This is a genomic window from Campylobacter concisus (assembly GCF_003048675.2).
Lineage (GTDB): Bacteria > Campylobacterota > Campylobacteria > Campylobacterales > Campylobacteraceae > Campylobacter_A > Campylobacter_A concisus_F.
Genome location: NZ_CP060707.1, coordinates 662,737 through 683,979 on the forward strand (window position 1 = coordinate 662,737; position 21,243 = coordinate 683,979).

Annotated in this window: 19 protein-coding genes and 5 tRNA genes; 23 read left to right on the forward strand and 1 reads right to left on the reverse strand. The window is 38.5% G+C overall.

Annotation, left to right across the window (positions count from 1 at the left end; genetic code table 11):
- Positions 1-2 precede the first annotated feature (2 nt).
- From CVT00_RS03345 to CVT00_RS03360, 4 genes are all read left to right on the forward strand, one after another.
- On the forward strand, positions 3-1,469 hold the full coding sequence (locus CVT00_RS03345) for an HlyD family type I secretion periplasmic adaptor subunit (RefSeq protein WP_012001499.1): 1,467 nt from the start codon (positions 3-5) through the stop codon (positions 1,467-1,469).
- Positions 1,469-1,966 (forward strand): DUF5416 family protein, encoded by a 498-nt coding sequence (locus tag CVT00_RS03350; RefSeq protein ID WP_107915401.1) that lies wholly within the window; start codon positions 1,469-1,471, stop codon positions 1,964-1,966. Before CVT00_RS03345 ends, CVT00_RS03350 begins: the two co-directional genes overlap by 1 nt.
- A 17-nt stretch (positions 1,967-1,983) precedes the next feature.
- Positions 1,984-2,619 carry a response regulator transcription factor gene (locus CVT00_RS03355; RefSeq protein WP_107915399.1) on the forward strand — a complete coding sequence of 212 codons (636 nt, stop codon included), beginning with the start codon at positions 1,984-1,986 and terminating at the stop codon, positions 2,617-2,619.
- Between the two features lie 124 nt (positions 2,620-2,743).
- Positions 2,744-3,238, forward strand: coding sequence for a transglutaminase-like cysteine peptidase (locus CVT00_RS03360; RefSeq protein WP_230853794.1), 495 nt, complete (start codon positions 2,744-2,746; stop codon positions 3,236-3,238).
- On the opposite strand, the gene CVT00_RS03365 is transcribed toward CVT00_RS03360, so the two are convergent.
- On the reverse strand, positions 3,235-3,483 hold the full coding sequence (locus CVT00_RS03365; protein ID WP_103589490.1) for a flagellar biosynthesis protein: 249 nt from the start codon (positions 3,481-3,483) through the stop codon (positions 3,235-3,237). The genes CVT00_RS03360 and CVT00_RS03365 overlap by 4 nt on opposite strands.
- Before the next feature lie 256 nt (positions 3,484-3,739).
- Between CVT00_RS03365 and CVT00_RS03370 the strand changes: the two genes are divergently transcribed.
- From CVT00_RS03370 to rpsL, 19 genes are all read left to right on the forward strand, one after another.
- Positions 3,740-3,815, forward strand: a tRNA-Thr gene (locus CVT00_RS03370).
- Positions 3,816-3,867: 52 nt separating this feature from the next.
- Positions 3,868-3,952, forward strand: a tRNA-Tyr gene (locus CVT00_RS03375).
- A 7-nt stretch (positions 3,953-3,959) separates the two neighbouring features.
- Positions 3,960-4,036: transfer RNA gene (locus CVT00_RS03380), tRNA-Gly, on the forward strand.
- Between the two features lie 124 nt (positions 4,037-4,160).
- Positions 4,161-4,235: transfer RNA gene (locus CVT00_RS03385), tRNA-Thr, on the forward strand.
- A 72-nt stretch (positions 4,236-4,307) separates the two neighbouring features.
- Positions 4,308-5,507: an elongation factor Tu gene (tuf, locus tag CVT00_RS03390; protein WP_002941132.1), complete on the forward strand. Its 1,200-nt coding sequence runs from the start codon at positions 4,308-4,310 to the stop codon at positions 5,505-5,507.
- A gap of 53 nt (positions 5,508-5,560) precedes the next feature.
- Positions 5,561-5,719, forward strand: coding sequence for a 50S ribosomal protein L33 (gene rpmG, locus CVT00_RS03395; protein WP_002941157.1), 159 nt, complete (start codon positions 5,561-5,563; stop codon positions 5,717-5,719).
- A gap of 19 nt (positions 5,720-5,738) precedes the next feature.
- Positions 5,739-5,814 (forward strand) — tRNA-Trp (locus tag CVT00_RS03400).
- 17 nt (positions 5,815-5,831) lie between these two features.
- The gene (gene secE / locus CVT00_RS03405) at positions 5,832-6,011 is read left to right on the forward strand and encodes a preprotein translocase subunit SecE (protein WP_002941070.1); all 180 of its coding nucleotides are present in this window, start codon (positions 5,832-5,834) and stop codon (positions 6,009-6,011) included.
- 12 nt (positions 6,012-6,023) lie between these two features.
- On the forward strand, positions 6,024-6,557 hold the full coding sequence (gene nusG, locus CVT00_RS03410; RefSeq protein ID WP_180385147.1) for a transcription termination/antitermination protein NusG: 534 nt from the start codon (positions 6,024-6,026) through the stop codon (positions 6,555-6,557).
- Between the two features lie 10 nt (positions 6,558-6,567).
- Entirely contained in the window at positions 6,568-6,993 is a 426-nt protein-coding gene (rplK, locus tag CVT00_RS03415) for a 50S ribosomal protein L11 (RefSeq protein ID WP_021092996.1), read from the forward strand.
- Positions 6,994-7,052: 59 nt separating this feature from the next.
- The gene (rplA, locus tag CVT00_RS03420; RefSeq protein WP_107915395.1) at positions 7,053-7,754 is read left to right on the forward strand and encodes a 50S ribosomal protein L1; all 702 of its coding nucleotides are present in this window, start codon (positions 7,053-7,055) and stop codon (positions 7,752-7,754) included.
- Positions 7,755-7,857: 103 nt separating this feature from the next.
- Entirely contained in the window at positions 7,858-8,343 is a 486-nt protein-coding gene (gene rplJ, locus CVT00_RS03425) for a 50S ribosomal protein L10 (protein ID WP_103567743.1), read from the forward strand.
- A 27-nt stretch (positions 8,344-8,370) separates the two neighbouring features.
- Complete coding sequence (gene rplL, locus CVT00_RS03430; RefSeq protein ID WP_012001504.1) at positions 8,371-8,748, forward strand: 50S ribosomal protein L7/L12; 378 nt, start codon at positions 8,371-8,373, stop codon at positions 8,746-8,748.
- Between the two features lie 118 nt (positions 8,749-8,866).
- A complete protein-coding gene (rpoB, locus tag CVT00_RS03435; RefSeq protein ID WP_107915393.1) occupies positions 8,867-13,012 on the forward strand; it encodes a DNA-directed RNA polymerase subunit beta in 4,146 nt (1,381 codons plus the stop codon).
- Positions 12,999-17,513, forward strand: a complete 4,515-nt coding sequence (gene rpoC, locus CVT00_RS03440) for a DNA-directed RNA polymerase subunit beta' (protein ID WP_087583693.1) — start codon at positions 12,999-13,001, stop codon at positions 17,511-17,513. Before rpoB ends, rpoC begins: the two co-directional genes overlap by 14 nt.
- A 132-nt stretch (positions 17,514-17,645) precedes the next feature.
- Positions 17,646-18,035, forward strand: a complete 390-nt coding sequence (locus CVT00_RS03445) for a DoxX family protein (protein WP_107915391.1) — start codon at positions 17,646-17,648, stop codon at positions 18,033-18,035.
- Between the two features lie 136 nt (positions 18,036-18,171).
- On the forward strand, positions 18,172-19,584 hold the full coding sequence (gene nhaC, locus CVT00_RS03450) for a Na+/H+ antiporter NhaC (RefSeq protein WP_107915389.1): 1,413 nt from the start codon (positions 18,172-18,174) through the stop codon (positions 19,582-19,584).
- Positions 19,581-20,714, forward strand: coding sequence for a beta-aspartyl-peptidase (gene iadA, locus CVT00_RS03455; RefSeq protein WP_103558380.1), 1,134 nt, complete (start codon positions 19,581-19,583; stop codon positions 20,712-20,714). Before nhaC ends, iadA begins: the two co-directional genes overlap by 4 nt.
- An 80-nt stretch (positions 20,715-20,794) precedes the next feature.
- A complete protein-coding gene (gene rpsL, locus CVT00_RS03460; RefSeq protein WP_002941121.1) occupies positions 20,795-21,190 on the forward strand; it encodes a 30S ribosomal protein S12 in 396 nt (131 codons plus the stop codon).
- The last annotated feature ends 53 nt before the right edge of the window (positions 21,191-21,243 follow it).

The following is a 21,243-nucleotide window of genomic DNA, read 5'->3' on the forward strand; positions in this document are numbered from 1 at the left end:
TTATGCAAGAAGATATAAAAAACCAACAAAATGAAAATTTAAAGCCAGACGAAAAGCCGGTTCAAAAAAGCGACATAAAAGATCAAGAGAGCGCTGGAGATCAAATTTTAAATAGCGTAGATGGCATCAAGTCAAACATCCAAGCTAAAAACTACGATGCCTATGACTTGAAATTTATGTCAAGCCTCTCAGAAGCGGTTTTGGCAAAGGCTCCATCAACCTCAAAAAAGATACTTTATGCAGTTAGTATAACTGTATTTTGGCTACTTTTGTGGGCTTCATGGGCACAGATAGACGAGATAACAAGAGGTAGCGGCAAGATCATCCCATCAGGCAAAAACCAAGCGATACAAAACCTTGAGGGTGGTATCGTGGATCAAATTTTTGTAAAAGAGGGCGATGAGGTTAAAAAAGATCAAATTTTAATCAGGCTTGATAATAAAAACTTTACAAGTAGCTACGGCGAGTCAAAGCTAAGACTTGATGAGCTTCAGGCTAAATTTATGAGGCTTGATGCTGAAGCAAATGATAAAGAATTTGACTACAACGAAACAAGAGATGCGAACAATAGCAAAGCTGTAAGATACGAGATAAGCTTGCATAACTCAAACATCGATCACCTAAACGAGCAAATAGGAATTTTAACAGAGCAAATTCACCAGCGCCAAAGTGAGCTAACCGAGCTTAGAAACAAAATTTCTCAAACTCAAAATAGCTACAACCTTGTTTTAAAAGAAAAAGCGATCATGGAGCCTATCTTTAAAAAAGGTCTTGTTAGTGAGGTCGAGTATATCCAGCTTCAAAGACGTGTAAATGACCTAAAGGGCGAGCTTGACGCATCTGTGCTTGCTGTGCCAAGGGTCGAATCAACCATAAAAGAGGCAAAAAATAAGATAGAAGAGGCAAAGCTGGCATTTAAAAATAATGCAAAAAAAGAGCTAAACGAAGTCTCTGCTGAGATCGCAAGGATAAACGAGTCGCAAATCAGCCTAAGCGACAGGGTCGAAAGAACTTATGTAAGATCTCCGGTAAATGGTATCGTTAGTAAGATGATGGTGCATACAGTTTCTGGCGTCATCAAGCCTGGTGAAAATATCGCTGAGATCGTCCCACTAGAAGATAAACTCATCGCTGAGGTAAAGGTTAAGCCAGCTGATGTTGCGTTCTTAAGACCTGGACTTGATACGATGGTTAAATTTACGGCGTATGATTTTAGTATTTATGGCGGCTTAAAAGGCAAAGTAACGCAGATCAGTGCCGATACTGAGACAAATGAAAAAACAGGCGAGAGCTACTATCTAGTCAGGATAGAAACTGAGAAAAACTATCTTGGTAGCGAAGAGAAGCCACTTAGGATCAAGGTTGGTATGATAGTTTCAGCTGATATCATCACTGGTAAAAAGACGATACTTGACTATTTGTTAAAACCTATCTTAAAAGCAAAACAAAACGCTTTAACGGAGCGATAATGCAAAAATCAGCTAGCTTTGAGCGAAATTTTAGCGAATATCAAATTTCAAGAGCAAAGCTAGCTGATGAATTTGTCATTGTAAATGATGGCAAAATATGCGATCTAGTCGGAAGAGAGATCATTAAATTTTTCTTTAAAGACTGTGAAAAAAACTTTGATGAGATGATAAATTTAAAAAGAGAAAAATGCATAAATTTGTCTGGTGTGGAGATCAAAGATGAGCTTATAAAGAGCATCAAAATATCTATTAGCGGCTACGATGAAAGCAGTGATAGCTTGGACTTTGATCTAAATTTACTATCTCTTAGCGTGCCATATAGATACGCTATATCAAATGGTTGTTTTGAGATGAGTATCTTTTTAAAAGAATACAAAGAAGTGGTTGAGAAATTCTTATCCACTTTTAGTTACAAATTTGAGGCAAATAGTGGCAAGGAGCGCTACTTGATCGTTTTCGTAAATGAGTTAAAAATTTACGAGCAAACCTATATGTGATATAAGGAAATATGGTTATGAATGTGGTTTTTTTTACTCAAAATGGTTCGCTTAATAATCTTTGGCGAGGGTATTTTTCAGATGAAGATGTGAAATTTACTCACAATAAAAAGGATTTTTTTGTAAATTTAAACGACGAGGTTGATATCGTTGGTATCGATACAAACGCTTTTAAAGATAGTCTTGATGAAAATATTAAAACCATTCATGAAAGTTTTCCAAATATAAAATGTCTAATTCTTGCAAACGAACCAAAATTTAGTGAAGGCAAACATCTGCTGGCACTTGGTGTCAAAGGATATGCAAACTCACACATGAGAAAAACGCACTTTGAAGATGCCTTTGAGACGATTTTAAATGGCAAAGTTTGGCTTTATCCAGAATTTATCCAAGCGATGATCGGAGAGCTAACTGGCTCATATATAAATAATGAAAGTGAGACTTTAGAGAAAAAGTCTGATCTAAGCGAGCTTAGCTCACGTGAAAAAGAGATCGCAAACTTAATCTATCAAGGTCTAACAAACAATGAAATTTCAGAGCAAACAGGCATTACTTTAAGGACAGTAAAGGCGCACACCACGTCGATTTATAGCAAACTAAATGTGAAAGATAGAATAGGTCTTGTACTTTTGATGAAACAGCTACATGCGTAAAATTTTGCTTCTTTTCTTTTTTGTCTCTTCACTTTTTGCAAATAATTTTGAAATTTCTCCAAAAAATATATCTCAATGCAAAAATCAAATTTGCAAAAATATCCTAAATCACTATGCAAATTTTATGAAAAAAATAGAACACGAAAGCTTTACAAGAAAGCTAGAACTCATAAATTCATACTTAAATTCCTTAATGCCAAGATATGATGATTTTTACAATACAAATGTCGATGTGTGGAGCACTAGGAGCGAGTTTTTAAGGCGAGGTGGTGGAGACTGCGAGGAGTACGCGATATCAAAGCGCGATAGCCTAAAAGATCTTGGCGTGGATAATCAAAAATGCCTTCTAGTAGTTCAGGAAAAAAATACAAAAAAATATCATATGGTGCTAGCTGTTTGGGAAAATTTACACAAAGAGCCTTTGATACTAGATAATTTAAGCTTTAGAGTTTTGCCACTTTCGAAGCGCTACGACCTGGTGCCAGAGTATTGCTTGATGGATGGAAAATATTTTAAGATAAAAAAAGATGGCATAAATTTAGAGCCAGTGAATATAAGAATGCAAACTTACGAAAATTTGATAAAAAAGGAAAAAGAAGAGAAATTTTGGAAGAATTAATCTTCCAAGTCAATGTCTATTTTTTCAACATTTGTTGTAATATCTTTAGTATTTTTCTCAATGCTGTGTTTATTTTTCTCGATTAGTGATCTGTTTTGACCTATAAGGTCTCTATTTTCTTTGATACCATCACTGTTTTGCTCGATCATTTTGCTTAGCGTCGCTATCTTTTTTTCATAGCGGATCATTAAGAAGTAGATCACATAAATTAGCAGTAAAATTACCGCCCAAGGTAAAAATTGCATATTAAATCCTTTGTAATTTTTCGTAATTATAGAAATTTTAGCTTTTAAAAAAAATAAAATTATGAAAATATGAAATTTTATATGTAAAATTTATCTTTGATTTTTGGTAAAAGGGGCTCAGATTAGTGGGCTGTTTTTGAATTTTGTTATAAATTTTATAAATTTTTGATTGCAAAAAAATTAGATGAAATATTTTTCAAAATCTCCTTGACTTTTATTTTATTTTGGGCTATAATTGCCACTTCACAAAACAGGTGCTGGTGTAGCTCAGTTGGTAGAGCTACTGCCTTGTAAGCAGTGGGTCGGCGGTTCAAGTCCGTTCACCAGCTCCATTTTGTAACAGTGTTTGACCAGAAAATACCAAAATAACTTATTAATGTTTAAGGTGAGATACTCAAGCGGCCAACGAGGGCAGACTGTAAATCTGCTGACTATGTCTTCCGTGGTTCGAATCCACGTCTCACCACCATTGTTATGCGGGAGTAGCTCAGTTGGCTAGAGCATCAGCCTTCCAAGCTGAGGGTCGCGGGTTCGAGCCCCGTTTCCCGCTCCAAAATTTGGGAAAGTAAACTGGGAGCTGTATCTAGATTTTGCTAAACACAGTTATTCCATCTTTATTTTCATGAATTTTTAGTTGTTTGTATGTTGATTAAAATCATCTCAGCCAAGCGTTTTTCGCTCATATGGCTCAGAGGTAGAGCACTTCCTTGGTAAGGAAGAGGTCGCGGGTTCAAGTCCCGCTATGAGCTCCACTGGTTTATATGATTTTATATTACTATACGAATTTGAATTAGATAAAGACACATATCATAACGGAGGAAAAGATGGCTAAAGAAAAATTTTCACGCAACAAGCCACACGTAAACATAGGCACTATCGGTCACGTTGACCATGGTAAAACTACTTTAACAGCTGCAATATCTGCTGTTCTTTCACGCAAAGGTCTTGCTGAGCTAAAAGATTATGATAATATTGATAATGCTCCAGAAGAGAAAGAGCGTGGTATTACAATTGCTACTTCACACATTGAGTATGAGACAGAAAAACGTCACTATGCTCACGTTGACTGCCCAGGTCACGCCGACTATGTAAAAAATATGATTACAGGTGCTGCTCAAATGGACGGCGCTATTCTTGTTGTTTCTGCAGCAGACGGCCCAATGCCACAAACTAGAGAGCACATCTTGCTATCTCGCCAAGTTGGTGTTCCTTACATTGTTGTTTTCATGAACAAAGCAGATATGGTTGATGACGCTGAGTTACTTGAACTAGTTGAAATGGAAATTCGCGAACTACTTAACGAATATAACTTCCCAGGTGATGATACTCCGATAGTTTCTGGTTCAGCACTTAAAGCTCTTGAAGAGGCAAAAGCTGGACAAGATGGTGAATGGTCAGCAAAAATTATGGAACTAATGGATGCAGTTGATAGCTATATCCCAACTCCAGTTCGTGCTACAGATAAAGATCTTCTTATGCCAATCGAAGACGTTTTCTCAATCTCAGGTCGCGGTACAGTTGTAACAGGTAGAATTGAGAAAGGTGTTGTTAAAGTTGGTGACACTATAGAAATCGTTGGTATCAAACCTACACAAACAACAACAGTTACTGGTGTTGAGATGTTTAGAAAAGAGATGGATCAAGGTGAAGCTGGCGATAACGTTGGTGTTCTTCTTCGTGGTACTAAAAAAGAAGACGTTGAACGTGGTATGGTTCTTTGCAAACCTAAATCAATTACTCCTCACACAAAATTTGAGGGCGAGGTTTATATCTTAACTAAAGAAGAGGGTGGTCGCCATACTCCTTTCTTTAACAACTATAGACCACAATTCTACGTAAGAACAACTGACGTTACTGGTTCTATTACATTACCAGAAGGCACAGAGATGGTTATGCCAGGTGATAACGTAAGAATTTCTGTTGAACTTATAGCTCCAGTTGCACTTGAAGAAGGTACTCGTTTTGCTATCCGTGAAGGTGGTAGAACTGTTGGTTCAGGTGTTGTTTCAAAAATACTTGGTTAATTTATAAAATTATGCCAAAGGGGAAACCCTTTGGCTTTCTATAAGGAATATATATGAGAATTAAAATTGGTTTAAAATGCTCTGAGTGTGGTGATATTAATTATACTACTACAAAAAACAGTAAAACCACTACAGATAAGGTTGAGCTCAAAAAATATTGCCCAAGATTAAAAAAACATACTGTTCATAAAGAAGTTAAGTTAAAAAGTTAATTAAGAATAAGTAGCTATTAGGGCAATAGCTCCAACGGTAGAGCGCTGGATTCCAAATCCAATGGTTGGGGGTTCGAATCCCTCTTGCCCTGCCACAATTAAGGTTAAGATTATGGAAAAATTTATAAATTATATAAAGCTATCTAAATTGGAAATAATGAAGGTTATCTTTCCTACCAAAGAACAAATTAGAAATGCTTTTATTGCAGTTTTTATCGTGGTCGCTGTTGTTTCACTTTTTTTAGCTCTTGTTGATGTTATTATGTCCTTTGTTCTTTCTAAAGTTATATAGGATGAGGAAAAAATAATGTCGCATAAATGGTATGCTATACAAACTTACGCTGGTAGCGAAATGGCAGTAAAAAGAGGAATTGAAAATTTAGTTAGAGATCACGGTATTGAAGATCAACTAAAAGAAGTTATAGTTCCTACAGAAGACGTAATAGAGATAAAAAACGGTAAGCAAAAAATTAATGAAAGAACTCTTTATCCTGGATATGCTTTTGCATGTTTAGATCTTGATACAGCTCTTTGGCATAAGATTCAGTCTTTACCAAAGGTTGGACGTTTTATTGGTGAGGCTAAAAAGCCTACGCCACTGACTGAAAAAGATATAAATACTATCTTGGAGAAAGTTCAAAAAAGAGCGGCACCAAAACCTAAAATATTTTTTGAGGATGGTGAAAGCGTTCGCATAACAGAAGGTCCTTTTGCTAACTTTACAGGTATTGTTGAAGAATACGATATGATACATGGCAAGCTTAGACTCAATGTTTCTATTTTTGGTAGAAGTACCCCTGTTGATATTTTGTATTCGCAAGTTGAGAAGATAATTTAAGGAGCAAGAAATGGCTAAAAAAGTTATAGGTGAAATAAAATTACAAATTGCCGCAACAAAAGCAAATCCTAGCCCGCCAGTTGGTCCAGCATTAGGACAAAAAGGCGTTAATATTATGGAATTTTGTAAAGCCTTTAATGAAAAAACAAAAGATATGGTTGGATTTAATATCCCAGTTGTTATTACTGTTTATGCTGATAAAAGTTTTACATTTATCACAAAACAACCACCTGCTACGGACCTTATCAAAAAGGCTGCAGGTATAACAAAAGGAACAGATAATCCTTTAAAAAATAAAGTAGGTAAATTAACAAAAGCTCAAGTTTTAGAAATAGTTGAGAAAAAACTTGTTGATTTAAATACAAATGATAAAGAGCAAGCAGCTAAGATTATTGCTGGTTCAGCTCGTTCAATGGGTGTCGAAGTAATAGACTAAAACCTTTACCGTCAGGTTGATTTTCAAAAGACGGAAGCAATTTATATGCGGAGAAATTTATGGGAAAAACTAGTAAGAGATTTCAAGAATTGCTCAAAAAAGTAGAGCAAGATAAAATTTATAACCTTAGTGAGGCTATCGATACAGTTAAAACTTTAGCTTCTGCTAAATTTAATGAGACAGTTGAGATTGCATTGAAATTAAATGTTGATCCAAGACATGCTGACCAAATGGTTCGTGGTTCAGTTGTTTTACCTGCTGGTACAGGTAAAGTTGTAAGAGTTGCTGTTATAGCAAAAGACGCTAAAGCTGATGAGGCAAAAGCTGCTGGTGCCGATATAGTTGGTGCTGATGATCTAGTTGAAGATATCCAAAAAGGTGTAATGAATTTTGATGTTCTTATAGCTACTCCAAATTTAATGGGTCTTGTAGGCAAAGTCGGTAGAATTTTAGGACCTAAAGGTTTAATGCCAAATCCAAAAACTGGAACAGTTACAATGGATGTTGCACAAGCTGTTAATAATGCAAAAAGTGGTCAAGTAAATTTCCGTGTTGATAAGCAAGGAAATATACATGCAGGTCTTGGTAAGGTCAATTTTACTAAAGAACAATTAAATGAAAATATTTCAACATTTATTAAAGCTATTAATAAGCATAAACCTGCGACCGCAAAAGGTAGATATGTAAAAACGGCTTCATTGTCATTAACAATGAGCCCTTCTGTAACTCTTGATACTCAAGAGGTTATGGACTTAAAATAAGAATTTAGACAAATTTATATCTTAGATTGGAGATAGCCGAGGCCATTGGGCTTAATTGATTCGACCCGCTCTGCTTGAAATTACCGGTCGGAAAGGAGAAAAAGTGACACGTAACGAAAAAACTGAAGTTGTTGCAAAATTAGAGAGTGAATTTAAAACTGCTGAAGCTATTGTAGTTTGTGACTATCGTGGTCTTTCAGTTAAAAAACTTGAAGTTTTAAGAAATTCTGCAAAAGAACAAAATGTAAAAGTTCAAGTTATTAAAAATACTCTTGCAAATATTGCTCTTAAAAATTCTGATAAAGTCGGAATGGAACTTAAAGATACAAACATCTATCTTTGGAGTGAAGATCAATTAGCAGTAACTAAAGTAGCCGCAAAATTTGAAGAGGCTAATGCTGATCTTTTCAAAATTAAAACAGCATATATCGATGGCGAAGTTGCAAGCGTTGATAAAGTTAAAGCTCTATCTAAAATGCCTAGCCGTGATGAGCTTATTGCGATGCTTTTGCAAGTTTGGAATGCGCCAATTCAAAATTTCACAATTGGTTTGAATGCGCTTAAAGAGAAAAAAGAACAATCAGCTTAATTAAATTAAAAATAATAAGGATTAAAAATGGCAATTACAAAAGAAGACGTATTAGAGTTTATATCTAATCTTTCTGTACTTGAACTTAGCGAACTTGTTAAAGAGTTTGAAGAGAAATTTGGCGTTAGTGCAGCTCCTGTAATGGTAGCTGGTGGTGCAGTTGCTGCTGGTGGTGCAGCTGCTGCTGAAGAAAAAACAGAATTTAACATCGTTCTTGTTGATTCTGGTGATAAGAAAATCAACGTTATTAAGGTTGTTAGAGCACTTACTGGTCTTGGCCTTAAAGAGGCTAAAGACGCAGTTGAAGGAACTCCATCTGTTCTTAAAGAAGGCGTTAGCAAAGACGAAGCTGAAGCGGCTAAAAAAGAGCTTGAAGAGGCTGGTGCTAAGGTTGAACTTAAATAATTTTTTATTATTTAGGCTTAATATTTCAAGAGAGGGCAGAGGCTCTCTCTTTTTTAAATTTTAGATGCCTTGTTAAAAGGCTATACTTTTCTTTCAAAATTACCACGAGGTAGATGCAATGTTAAATAGCTTATACTCAGGAAATCGTCTTAGGGTTGACTTCTCTAATGTCGTTAAAGAGATAGACGTTCCGAACCTACTACAACTACAAAAAAAGAGCTTTGATAATTTTTTAAATCTAAATAACAATCAAACAGAAAGCGGTATCGAAAAAGTTTTTAAGTCGATTTTCCCTATACATGATCCGCAAAATCGTTTGACTTTAGAATATGTTAGTTCAGAGATTGGAAAACCAAAATACACAATTAGAGAGTGTATAGAACGAGGTCTTACATACTCTGTAAATTTAAAGATGAAAATACGCCTTATCGTCCATGAGAAAGATGATAAGACTGGTGATAAAGTTGGCGTTAAAGATATAAAAGAGCAAGAAATTTTCATACGTGAAATTCCGTTGATGACAGATAGAATTTCATTTATTATAAATGGCGTTGAACGTGTTGTTGTAAATCAACTTCATAGAAGCCCTGGCGTTATCTTTAAGCAAGAAGAGAGTGCGACAGTTGCAAATAAACTTATCTATACAGCCCAAATAATCCCAGATCGCGGCTCTTGGTTGCACTTTGAATATGATACAAAAGATATTTTATATGTTAGGATAAATAAGCGCAGAAAAGTGCCTGTAACTATCTTGTTTAGGGCATTGGGATATAAAAAACAAGACATTATTAAGCTATTTTATTCAATACAAAATTTAACGATAAAAAATAATAAATTCTTAACTCTTTTCAACCCAGAGGATTACCTAGGAAGAGTTGAATATGATATAAAAAATGAAGAGGGCGATGTTCTTCACCAAGCTGGCAAGCGCCTAACAAAGAAAAAAGCTGATAAATTAATAGAAGATGGCGTTAAATTTGTCGAGTATCCGATCGAAGCACTTATAGGTAGATATTTAGCAAACCCTGTGATAAACACAGAAAGCGGTGAAATTTTATATGACACACTATCTGCTCTTGATGAGAATAAACTTGCCAAAATTTTAGCTGAGCATGAAAGTATCGAGATCATAAACAACTCTGCAGCCGGTGTTGACGACGCTATTATAAATTCATTTATCGCTGACAATGATATGCTTAAAGTTTTAAAACAAACTGAGGGTGTTGATGATGAAAATGACCTTGCTGCGATTAGAATTTATAAGGTTATGAGACCTGGCGAGCCAGTAGTTAAAGAGGCCGCAAAAAGCTTTGTAAATGATATATTATTTAACCCTGAAAGATATGACCTAACAAAAGTTGGTCGTATGAAGATGAACCACAAGCTTTCGCTTGATGTGCCAGAGTATGTTACTTTGCTAACTAGCGAAGATATCATCAAAACTGCAAAATATCTTATAAAAGTTAAAAATGGACAAGGCCACATTGATGACCGCGATCACCTTGGCAACCGCCGTATAAGATCTATTGGTGAGCTACTTGCTAGTGAGCTACACCTTGGCTTTGTCAAGATGCAAAAGGCTATCCGTGATAAATTTACAAGTCTAAGCAACAATACTGACGAGATCATGCCTTATGATCTTATCAATCCAAAAATGATCACAGCGACAATTATGGAATTTTTCACAGGCGGTCAGCTAAGCCAGTTTATGGATCAGACAAACCCACTTAGTGAGGTTACTCACAAGCGCCGTCTATCTGCGCTTGGCGAGGGTGGCTTGGTAAAAGAGCGTGCCGGATTTGAGGTGCGTGACGTTCACCCAACTCACTACGGCAGAATTTGTCCGGTTGAGACTCCAGAAGGTCAAAATATCGGTCTTATTAACACCCTTTCAACTTATGCAAAAGTAAATGAGCTTGGCTTTGTTGAAGCGCCATATAAAAAGGTTGTTGATGGCAAGGTGACTGATGAGATAGTCTATCTAACAGCGACTCAAGAAGAGGGCAATGTTATCGCTCCAGCATCAACTAAACTTGATGAAAATGGACATATCGTTGAGGATTTGATCGAGGTTAGAAAAGAGGGCGAGATGATGCTTGCTCGTAGAGAAGATGTTACATTAATCGACCTTTGCTCTGGTATGATAGCTGGTGTTGCAGCTTCGCTTATCCCATTCCTTGAGCACGATGACGCCAACCGTGCGCTTATGGGATCAAACATGCAACGTCAAGCAGTCCCACTGCTTCGCTCAACTGCCCCTATCGTTGGAACAGGCATGGAGAGCGTTATCGCAAGAGATGCTTGGGAGAGCGTAAAAGCAAAACGTGGTGGCATAGTTGAAAAGGTTGATAATAAAAATATCTTTATCCTTGGTGAAGATGAAGCTGGCCCATATATCGATCACTACTCTTTAGAGAAAAATTTAAGAACAAACCAAAATACGACATTTTCACAACACCCTATCGTTAAAAAAGGCGATGAGATCGTTGCTAATCAAATCATAGCTGATGGCCCAAGCATGGAAAAAGGCGAACTAGCTATCGGTAAAAACGCGCTAATCGCATTTATGCCTTGGAACGGCTACAACTACGAGGACGCGATCGTTATTAGTGAAAAAATGATACGTGAAGATGCCTTTACAAGCGTTCATATTTATGAAAAAGAGATCGAAGCTCGTGAGCTAAAAGATGGCGTTGAAGAGATAACAAAAGATATACCAAACGTCAAAGAAGAGGAGCTTATGCACCTTGATGAAAGTGGTATTGTTAAAATCGGTACAGAGATCAAGCCTGGTATGATTTTAGTTGGTAAAGTATCGCCAAAAGGCGAGGTTAAGCCAACTCCAGAAGAGAGGCTACTACGCGCTATCTTTGGTGAAAAAGCTGGCCACGTTGTAAATAAATCGCTCTATGCTTCAGCTTCAATGGAAGGCGTCGTTGTTGATGTTAAAATTTTCACCAAAAAAGGCTATGAAAAAGATAGCAGAACAAACAAAGCTTATGAAGAGGAGAAGACACTTTTAGAAAAAGAGCACCACGATAGACTACTTATGCTAGACCGCGAAGAGATGCTAAAAGTTACAGCGCTTCTATCTAAAAACCCACTAGCGAGCGATCAAGAGGTAAATAAAAAAGAGTATAAAAAGGGCTCAAAGATCAACAAAGCTGACTTTGAGAATATCAACAGATTTACCCTAAATGCTATCGTAAAGAGCTTTTCAAAAGATATCCAAAAGAAATATGATGAGCTAAAAAATTACTTCCAAAACGAGAAGAAAAAGCTCAAAGAAGAGCATGACGCTAAGATAGAAATTTTAGAAAAAGATGACATTTTACCAAGTGGCGTTGTAAAACTTGTAAAAGTTTATATAGCTACAAAACGCAAACTAAAAGTTGGTGATAAGATGGCTGGACGTCACGGAAACAAAGGTATCGTTTCAAATATAGTTAGAGAAGTCGATATGCCGTATCTTCCAAGTGGTCAGATCGTTGATATCGTACTAAACCCACTAGGCGTTCCAAGCCGTATGAACATCGGTCAAATTTTAGAGAGCCACCTTGGTCTTGTTGGCTACCGCTTAGGCGAGCAGATCAATGAAATTTTTGAGACTAAAAAAGGCGAGTGGATAAAAGAGCTAAGAGCTAAGATGATAGAGATCGCAAGCGTTGCTAAGCTAATGGACGCTAAAAAAGCTCTTGGTAAGATGAGCGATGAGAAGCTTCTTGAGTATGCAAAAGACTGGAGTAATGGCGTAAGATTTGCAACTCCGATTTTTGAAGGCGTTAAAGCTGACGAATTTGCAAAACTATTTGAAATGGCAAAGATAGATAGCGACGGCAAAACTGAGCTATATGACGGACGCACAGGCTCAAAGATAAGAGAACGCGTTAATGTTGGTTGTATGTATATGCTAAAACTTCACCACTTGGTTGATGAAAAAGTTCACGCAAGAAGTACCGGACCATACAGTCTTGTTACACAACAACCTGTCGGTGGTAAGGCGCTATTTGGTGGTCAAAGGTTTGGTGAGATGGAGGTTTGGGCACTTGAGGCTTATGGCGCTGCTCATACACTAAGAGAGATGCTAACTGTAAAATCAGACGATGTCGAGGGAAGACTTTCTGCTTACAAAGCTTTAACAAGAGGTGAAAACGTTCCTGAGACTGGTATCCCTGAGACGTTCTTTGTTCTAACAAACGAGCTAAAATCACTAGCTCTTGATGTGGAAGTATATGATGAGGATGAGACAAATGAAACTAACTAATTTAAAACCAGTTGAGATAAAAGAAGAGCATAGACCTCGTGATTTTGAAGCTTTTCAACTTCGTTTAGCAAGTCCTGAGAAGATAAAATCTTGGAGTTATGGTGAGGTTAAAAAGCCAGAAACCATCAACTATCGCACGCTAAAACCTGAGCGTGATGGCCTATTTTGTGCCAAAATTTTCGGACCGATCCGCGACTACGAGTGTCTTTGTGGTAAATATAAAAAGATGCGTTATAAGGGCATCAAGTGCGAAAAATGCGGTGTTGAAGTAACAACATCTAAAGTTCGTCGCTCTCGCATGGGTCACATCGAGCTTGTAACTCCAGTGGCCCATATCTGGTATGTAAATTTCTTGCCAAGCCGTATAGGTGCGCTTCTTGGTATTAAGATGAAAGATCTTGAGCGCGTACTTTACTATGAGGCGTATATTGTTGATAATGCTGGCGAGGCTTATTATGACAATGAAAATTCTAAAAAAGTTGAAAAATATGACGTTTTAAACGAAGAGCAATATCAAAGCCTAGCTTCAAGATATGAAGAAACTGGCTTTAGTGCTAGAATGGGTGGCGAGGTCATCTATGATATGTTAGCTGAGCTTGATCTAACTCAAATTTTAAATCAGCTACAAGAAGAGATGGAGGCTACAAATTCTGAGGCCAAGAAAAAAACTATCGTAAAACGTCTAAAGGTTATCGAGAGCTTTTTAAATTCAGGCAACCGCCCAGAGTGGATGATGATAACAAATTTACCAGTTCTTCCGCCTGATCTTAGACCACTTGTTAATCTTGATGGTGGTAAATTTGCTGTTTCGGACGTAAATGATCTATATCGCCGTGTAATAAATAGAAACAGCCGTCTAAAACGCCTGCTTGAGCTTGACGCGCCTGAGATCATTATAAGAAACGAAAAGAGAATGCTTCAAGAGGCTGTTGATGCGCTATTTGACAATGGCCGCAGAGCAAATGCAGTAAAAGGTGCAAATAAGCGCCCACTAAAATCACTAAGCGAGATCATCAAAGGTAAGCAAGGCCGCTTCCGTCAGAATTTGCTAGGTAAGCGTGTTGATTTCTCTGGACGTTCTGTTATCGTCGTTGGTCCAAAGCTAAAGATGGATCAGTGCGGTCTTCCAAAGAAGATGGCTTTAGAGCTATTCAAGCCACATTTGCTTGCTCGCCTTGAAGAAAAAGGCTATGCGACAACCGTTAAGCAAGCTAAAAAGATGATAGAAGATAAGACAAATGAGGTTTGGGAGTGCTTAGAAGAGGTCGTTAAAGACTATCCAGTCATGCTAAACCGTGCTCCGACACTTCACAAGCTTTCTATCCAGGCGTTTCACCCAGTGCTTGTTGAGGGCAAGGCTATCCAGCTTCACCCACTAGTTTGTGCGGCGTTCAACGCTGACTTCGACGGTGACCAAATGGCTGTTCACGTACCACTATCTCAAGAGGCTATCGCTGAGTGCAAAATCTTGATGCTTAGCTCAATGAACATCTTGCTTCCTGCAAGTGGTAAGGCTATTACAGTCCCTTCACAAGATATGGTTTTGGGAATTTATTACCTAAGTCTAGAGAGAAACGATGAAAAAGGCGCAAACAAAATTTTCTCAAGTGTTGATGAAGTAATGATCGCTGAAGAGGCTAATACTCTTGGTCTTCACGCTAAAATCAAAACAATGGTTGATAACAAGATCATCTTTACAACTGCTGGTCGCTTGATCCTAAGAGCGATACTACCTGATTTTGTCCCTGAAAATATGTGGAATAAGATCATGAAGAAAAAAGACATTGCAAATTTGGTTGATTATGTTTATAGAAATGGCGGCCTTGAAGTAACGGCTGACTTCCTTGATAAGCTTAAAAATTTAGGCTTTAGATATGCTACAAAAGCGGGAATTTCTATCTCTATCGCAGATATCATTGTGCCAGATAGCAAGCAAAAATATATCGACGAAGCTAAGAAAAAAGTTCGTGAAATTCAAAAACAATATGGCGCCGGTCTTTTAACAGATAGTGAGAGATACAACAAGATTATCGATATCTGGACAGATACAAATAACAGCGTTGCAAGTGAGATGATGAAGCTTATCCAAAGTGATAAGGGTGGATTTAACTCAATTTATATGATGGCTGACTCTGGTGCGAGAGGTAGTGCAGCGCAAATTCGCCAGCTAGCTGGTATGCGTGGTCTTATGGCAAAACCAGATGGCTCGATTATCGAAACACCGATCATTTCAAACTTCCGTGAAGGTCTAAACATAATGGAGTACTTCAACTCTACTCACGGAGCTAGAAAAGGTCTTGCAGATACCGCGCTAAAAACTGCCAACGCTGGTTACCTAACAAGAAAGCTAATCGACGTTGCTCAAAACGTTAAAGTGACAATGCACGACTGCGGTACTCACGAGGGCGTTGAGATCACAGATATCACAGAGAGTGGCGAGCTAATAGAGAGCCTTGAAGAGAGAGTATTAGGCCGTGTTTTAGCAGATGATGTGATCGATCCTATAACAAATGAAATTTTATTTAGCGAAGGCACATTGCTTGATGAAGAGAAAGCTAAGGCTATAACAGAAGCTGGCATAAAATCAGTAAGCATTAGAACACCTATCACGTGCAAGGCGCCAAAAGGCGTTTGCGCAAAATGCTACGGATTAAATTTGGGTGAGGGCAAACTTGTAAAACCAGGCGAGGCTGTCGGTATCATCTCGGCTCAATCAATCGGCGAGCCAGGTACTCAGCTAACGCTAAGAACATTCCACATTGGTGGTACGGCTTCTACTGAGCAACAAGACCGCCAAGTCATCGCTCAAAAAGAGGGTTTTATTAGGTATTACAACCTTAGTACATACGAGAACAACGGCAAGAAGATCGTTGCAAACAGAAGAAGTGCAGCTGTGCTACTTGTTGAGCCAAAGATAAAATCAACAATCGATGGTAAAATCGAGATCGAATATGCTCACGAAGACGTAAATATCGTTATCAAAGGCAAAAAAGAAGAGATAAAATATACCATCAGAAGAAACGACCTTGCTAAACCAAACGAACTAGCTGGCGTTAGCGGTAAGATCGAAGGCAAGATGTATATCCCTTATGCAAATGGCGATAAGGTAAAAGAGAATGAGAGTATCGTCGAGATCATAAAAGAGGGATGGAACGTTCCAAATCGTATCCCTTATGCTAGTGAGCTTAAAATTTCAGATGGCGATCCAGTAACTAGAAAGATCACCGCAGATGCAAATGGTGTGGTTAAATTTTTCATACTAAAAGGTGACTTCCTTGATAGACTAAAAGATATCAAAAAAGGTCACAAAGTAACTGAAAAAGGCTTCTTTGTTGTCGTCTCTGACAAGGACGGACGTGAGGCAGTTCGCCACTACATCCCAAGAAATTCTATCATCCAAGTATCAGATAATGATGCGGTAGAAAGAGCGACAGTGGTCTCACTACCTGAAAAAGATGACAAGCTAATAATCGCTGAGTGGGATCCATACTCAACTCCAACTATCGCAGAAGAGGCTGGTGTGGTTAGTTTTGAAGATGTCGAGCCAGGATATAGTGCGACTGAGCAAGCTGACGAGGCAACTGGTCAAAGACGTCTTGTTATCAACGAGTATTTGCCAAGCGGCGTAAAACCAGCGATCATTATCACTACAAAGAGCGGACATTTGATCAAGTATCCGCTTGATCCAAAAACTGCGATCTTTGTTTCAAGTGGCGATGAAGTGGCACAAGCTGATATTTTGGCTAAGACTCCAAAAGCTGTTGCTAAGTCAAAAGATATCACCGGTGGTCTTCCAAGAGTTAGTGAGCTATTTGAAGCAAGACGCCCTAAAAATACAGCTATCGTTGCAGAGATCGATGGCGTTGTTAGATTTGACAAGCCACTTCGCTCAAAAGAACGCATCATCATCCAAGCAGAAGATGGCACGACAGCTGAGTATTTGATCGAAAAGAGCCGCCAGATCCAAGTAAGAGACGGCGAATTTGTCCATGCTGGCGAGAAGCTAACAGACGGACTTATCTCAAGCCATGATATCTTAAGGATTCTAGGTGAAAAGGCGCTTCACTACTATTTGATCAGTGAAATTCAGCAAGTTTATCGCCGCCAAGGTGTTGCGATCGCTGATAAGCATATCGAGATCATCGTCTCTCAAATGCTTCGCCAAGTCAAAATTGTCGATAGTGGAAATACAAATTTCATCGTTGGCGACATGGTTTCAAGAAACAAATTTAAAGAAGAGAACGAGCGCATTATGAAAATGGGTGGTGAGCCAGCTATCGCTGAACCGATCCTTCTTGGTGTTACAAGAGCGGCTATCGGAAGTGATAGTGTGATCTCGGCTGCATCATTCCAAGAGACAACTAAGGTCTTAACAGAAGCGTCAATCGCTGCTAAATTTGACTATCTTGAAGATCTAAAAGAGAACGTCATCCTTGGACGTATGATCCCAGTTGGTACTGGTTTTTACAAAGACAAAAAGATAAAGATCAAAGAAAACTAATATATTAAGCCCCGCTTTTGGGGCTTAAACCTCTCATAAATTTCCCACTTAAATTTACAAAATTTCAAAATTTACAAGCCATTAATCAATATTAAATAAAATCCCTAACTAAAAATATGTAACGGAGATATTATGAAAAATGTTGATCTTGGACTCTTATTTCTACGCTTAGGTCTTGGAATTTGCCTTTTTATGCACGGCTTTGGCAAAATTTTACACGGGGTCGGTGGCGTAAAGAGCATTTTAATTGATACTGGGCTGCCAGGCTTTTTGGCATATTTTGCCTATCTTAGCGAGGTTTTGGCCCCTATAATGATCGCTGTTGGTTTTTACTCAAGGCTTGGCGCGCTCCTAGTTTTTGGCTCAAGTCTCGTCATTTTGTACTCATTTTATGGGTTTTCAAATTTACTTGAGCTAACTAATGTAAATGGCTTTAAAGCAGAGCTTATATATCTTTATATCGCTATGTCACTTTGCATCATCTCGACTGGTAGTGGCAAATACGCTATCAAACAAGACTGATCTAAATTTAGCACATATCAGATGTGCTAAATTTTCACACGTTTTGTTTAAATTTTAATTTTATTTTATTTTTTTATAACAATTTAAGTTTGTAGCCTTTAAATTCAAAAAATATCTCAAATTTAAAGGACACATGATGAACTCTATAAAAAAAGAGCCTTCGTTTCTGCTAGCCCTTACGCCTATCTTGGTTATGATCGTAGGTCTTGCGCTTGGCGTTGGTTATATGAAACTAAAGGTTGAGCCGATCATTTTGATAGCAGCCCTCGTGGCTGGTGGTATCGCTTGGAGGCTAGGATATAGTTGGAGTGAGCTTCAAGAAGGGGTAATAGAGAAAATTTCAAGCTCACTGCCAGCACTTATGATACTTTGGGCAGTCGGTCTGCTCATTGGCTCGTGGGTATTTTCAGGTACCATCCCTATGATCATCTACTACGGCGTGGATCTTATAAGTCCGCAGTATCTAGTCCTAACCGCTTTTGTCATCGCAGCTATCATCTCAACCGTAACTGGCACATCTTGGGGTTCTGCTGGCACAGTCGGTGTCGCCATCATGGGCATAGCTCAAGGTCTTGATGTAAATTTAGCAGCAACTGCTGGTGCGGTAGTTGCAGGAGCATACTTTGGCGATAAACTCTCTCCACTCTCAGACACGACAAACCTAGCTCCGATAGCTGCTGGCTCAGAGCTTTATGAGCACATAAGACATATGTTTTATACGACTATCCCAGCAACTATCGTTGCGATAGCAGCTTATCTATTCTTTGGTAGCGAGGCGGCAAGTAGTGGTGCAAATGTTTCAGAGTCGGTTTTGGCGCTTCAAGGTCAGCTTGATAAAATTTTTCACTGGAACATCATCTTGCTTTTGCCTGTGTTTTTTGTCTTGGCTGGCTCGGTGCTAAAGTGGCCAACGATACCTGTCATGATCATAGCTTCGCTATTTTCAGTGCTTCTTGGCGTTATCGTTCAAGATTTTAGCTTTAAAAATGGCTTTATCTCAGTGATGACTGGCTTTAACGTCACGATGAGCGGCATCAATATGGAGTTTTCAAAAGATATCACTAAGCTTCTAAACAGAGGCGGCGTGAGCTCGGTAAATTCAACCACTATCCTAGTTATCTGCGCTATGGGCTTTGCTGGTATCATCTCAAAAACTGGCATGCTTACAAAGGTACTTCATACCATCATGGCGAAGGTCAAATCAACAGCAGGCGTCATCATCTCGACTATCGGCTCATGCCTAACTGTAGCATTTGTCACAGGTAGCTCATATCTTTCTATCCTCATCCCTGGCGAGATGTTTAAGGACTTTTATAAAGAGAAAAATTTAGCAGCCAAAAACCTATCAAGAACACTTGAAGACTCTGGCACCGTGATCGTCCCACTCATCCCTTGGTCAGCAGCAGGCGCATATATGACAGCTACACTTGGAGTGCCAACGGTAGAGTACTTGCCTTGGGCGATACTAAACTACATGGGTGTTGTCTTTGCAATCATTTTAGCACTTACTGGCATCGGCATAGCTAAGATAAACAAGGATGCCAAATGATACTTATAAAAAATGCCAAAATTTACTCGCCAAAATTTCTTGGTAAAAAAGATATATTTATATGTAATGGCAAGATCGTCAGCATAGCTGAAAATTTAGAGCCAAATTTACCAAATGTAAAGGTGATCGACGCTTCAAATTTAGTAGCCATACCAGGCCTCATCGATAAGCACGTGCATATCACTGGAGGCGGCGGAGAGGGCGGCTTTAAGACTAGAGTGCCTGAGATCATGCTATCAAATTTAATAGAAGCTGGCATAACGACCGTGGTCGGACTACTTGGAACTGATAGCACAACAAGAAGCGTTGAAAATTTAGTCGCAAAAGCACACGCATTAAACGACGAGGGTATCACATGCTACGCTCACACGGGCGCATATAGCTCTAAAACGCCAACGATAACTGGCGAGATCGAAAAAGATATTGTCTTTGTTGGTCCCATAATCGGAACCAAGCTAGCCATAAGTGACCACCGCTCATCAAGCGTGAGCAAAGATGAGCTAGCTCACATAGTCTCGGCTGGCAGGGTCGCTGGTATGATCAGCTCAAAGTCAGGCCACACCACACTTCACATGGGCGACGGCAAAAAAGGCTTAAATTTGATCTATGAAGTGCTAAATGAGTACGACATGCCGATCACGCTATTTCAGCCAACGCACGTAAATAGAAACGAGGAGCTTTTTAAACAAAGCTTTAAATTTATAAAAGATGGCGGCTATATCGACTTTACCTGCATGCCTGGTCTTACGCCACTTGAAGCTGTGAAGCGCATCAAAAAAGAAAATTTACCAACAAACAAGCTCACGATAAGCTCAGACGGCTTTGGTAGCTACTCTAGCTACGATAGCGACGGAAATTTACTAAAAATTGGCATCGCTAGCGTTAAGAGCCTATATGAAGAGTTTATAAATTTTGTAAAAGATGGTTTTAGCATCGAGGAGGCGTTGCCATATTTCACAACAAACGTGGCAAAAAGCGTGGCCTTGCAAAACAAAAAAGGCGAGATAAAAGAAAATTTCGATGCAGATATTTTGCTAATCGATGAGAAATTTGAGATTAAATTTGTCGTTGCAAGGGGTGAAATTTTAAAAGACGACAGTGGTTTTATAAAAAAAGGAACTTATGAATAAGTCTAACTTATTAACCGATATTTAAGCTTTTTTTAAATAAAATTAGGTCTTTTTAATAAATTTAGTTGAAAGGAATTATTGTGCCAACCATAAATCAATTGGTCAGAAATGAACGCAAGAAAGTGACTGTTAAGTCAAAATCTCCAGCGTTAAAAGAGTGCCCTCAAAGAAGAGGAGTTTGCACTAGGGTTTATACTACAACTCCTAAAAAACCAAACTCAGCTTTGAGGAAAGTTGCCAAAGTTAGGCTTACAAGCGGTTTTGAAGTCATCAGCTATATCGGCGGTGAAGGTCACAACCTACAAGAACACAGTATCGTTTTAGTTCGCGGCGGTAGGGTTAAAGACTTACCAGGTGTTAAATATCACATCGTTCGTGGCGCACTTGATACTGCTGGTGTTGCAAAAAGAACAGTTTCTCGTTCTAAATATGGTGCAAAACGCCCTAAAGCTGGCGCTGCTGCTCCAAAAAAGTAAAAAATTAGGTTCGCAGACGTTGCTTAAATTTGCAAACGTTTGAGTAAAATTTC

Bases quoted from the DNA above. Each gene is read 5' to 3' on its own strand.
- rpoB (WP_107915393.1), top strand. From the start codon at position 8,867: ATGTTAAATAGCTTATACTCAGGAAATCGTCTTAGGGTTGACTTCTCT.
- nhaC (WP_107915389.1), top strand. From the start codon at position 18,172: ATGAACTCTATAAAAAAAGAGCCTTCGTTTCTGCTAGCCCTTACGCCT.
- CVT00_RS03360 (WP_230853794.1), top strand. From the start codon at position 2,744: ATGAAAAAAATAGAACACGAAAGCTTTACAAGAAAGCTAGAACTCATA.
- secE (WP_002941070.1), top strand. From the start codon at position 5,832: ATGGAAAAATTTATAAATTATATAAAGCTATCTAAATTGGAAATAATG.
- CVT00_RS03445 (WP_107915391.1), top strand. From the start codon at position 17,646: ATGAAAAATGTTGATCTTGGACTCTTATTTCTACGCTTAGGTCTTGGA.
- tuf (WP_002941132.1), top strand. From the start codon at position 4,308: ATGGCTAAAGAAAAATTTTCACGCAACAAGCCACACGTAAACATAGGC.
- CVT00_RS03365 (WP_103589490.1), bottom strand. From the start codon at position 3,483: ATGCAATTTTTACCTTGGGCGGTAATTTTACTGCTAATTTATGTGATC.
- rplK (WP_021092996.1), top strand. From the start codon at position 6,568: ATGGCTAAAAAAGTTATAGGTGAAATAAAATTACAAATTGCCGCAACA.
- rplA (WP_107915395.1), top strand. From the start codon at position 7,053: ATGGGAAAAACTAGTAAGAGATTTCAAGAATTGCTCAAAAAAGTAGAG.
- rpoC (WP_087583693.1), top strand. From the start codon at position 12,999: ATGAAACTAACTAATTTAAAACCAGTTGAGATAAAAGAAGAGCATAGA.
- iadA (WP_103558380.1), top strand. From the start codon at position 19,581: ATGATACTTATAAAAAATGCCAAAATTTACTCGCCAAAATTTCTTGGT.
- rpmG (WP_002941157.1), top strand. From the start codon at position 5,561: ATGAGAATTAAAATTGGTTTAAAATGCTCTGAGTGTGGTGATATTAAT.
- rplL (WP_012001504.1), top strand. From the start codon at position 8,371: ATGGCAATTACAAAAGAAGACGTATTAGAGTTTATATCTAATCTTTCT.
- CVT00_RS03345 (WP_012001499.1), top strand. From the start codon at position 3: ATGCAAGAAGATATAAAAAACCAACAAAATGAAAATTTAAAGCCAGAC.
- CVT00_RS03350 (WP_107915401.1), top strand. From the start codon at position 1,469: ATGCAAAAATCAGCTAGCTTTGAGCGAAATTTTAGCGAATATCAAATT.
- CVT00_RS03355 (WP_107915399.1), top strand. From the start codon at position 1,984: ATGAATGTGGTTTTTTTTACTCAAAATGGTTCGCTTAATAATCTTTGG.